This is a genomic window from Actinotalea ferrariae CF5-4 (assembly GCF_000603945.1).
Taxonomy (GTDB): Bacteria; Actinomycetota; Actinomycetes; order Actinomycetales; family Cellulomonadaceae; genus Actinotalea; species Actinotalea ferrariae.
Genome location: NZ_AXCW01000492.1, coordinates 1 through 1,005, shown reverse-complemented (window position 1 = coordinate 1,005; position 1,005 = coordinate 1). Strand labels below are relative to the sequence as shown.

Annotated in this window: 1 protein-coding gene; it reads left to right on the top strand. The window is 78.0% G+C overall.

The window, feature by feature from the left end; genetic code table 11:
* Window positions 1–1,005, top strand: a 1,005-nt coding sequence (locus tag N866_RS21750; RefSeq protein WP_216699501.1) for a hypothetical protein, incomplete at both ends; no start/stop codon positions are given.

Here is a 1,005-nt window from a genome sequence, read left to right as displayed (position 1 = left end):
GTGGTGGGCGGGGGTGGCGGCTACGCGATCGGCGCCGCCGGCGGCAGCGCCGACACGCCGAGCGAGCCCGCCATCGCCGTGGCGAACCCGTTCCCGGGGGCGCCGGGCGACACCGCCGCGTCGACCGACGCCGCGATGCCCGAGTCGGCTCGGACCGCGGCCGGTGGCGCCGATGCCGCGAGCTCCTGGGGCGGCTTCTTCGGCCGCACGGTCTTCACCTCGTCCGGTCTCCCGACCGAGGCCGGGACCGCTCGCGCCTGGGCCTTCGACCCGTCGAGCGCGTTCGACGCGGAGACGGCGGCGGCCGCGGCGGCCGCGCTCGGCGTCCCCGGCGAGCCGCGGCAGGAGGACATGTTCTGGACGGTCGGGGCGGCCGACGGCACGTCCGCGACCGTGCAGCTCTTCTCGGACGGGACCGTCTCGCTCAGCTACTACGACCCGGCCAAGGACCCGTGGTTCTGCGCGGCCCCGGACGTGGCCGAGGGCGGGGCGGCCGGCGGTGGCGTCTCCGGGTCGGAGGAGGGTCTCGTCGAGCCCCTCCCCGTCGAGCCCTGCGAGGAGCGGGACCTCGGTCCGGCGCCGCAGGGGGACGCGGCCGTGACCGCGCTGCGGGACGTGCTCGCCCAGGTCGGCGAGGACCCGGCCGCCTACGAGCTCGAGGCCCAGGACCCCGGCGACGATCGCTGGTCCTACGTCGTCGCGCACCAGGTGCTCGACGGGCAGCGGACCGGTCTGACGTGGGGGGCGTCGTTCACCGGTGCTGGGCTGCAGTCCCTGCACGGCGCCCTGGCCGACCTGGTGGACCTCGGCGAGTACGCCGTCGTCAGCGCGGAGGAGGCGGTCGAGCGCCTCGGCGACCCGCGCTTCGGGGCGGGCGGGGGCCCGGTCGCGTTCCGTGAGGGCGCCGCGGGCATGGACGTCGCGGTGCCCGCTCCGAGCGGGCTGCCGACGCCGCCGGCCGCGGGCAGCGCGGTGCCGTGGCCGGTGGCCGAGGTGACGATCACG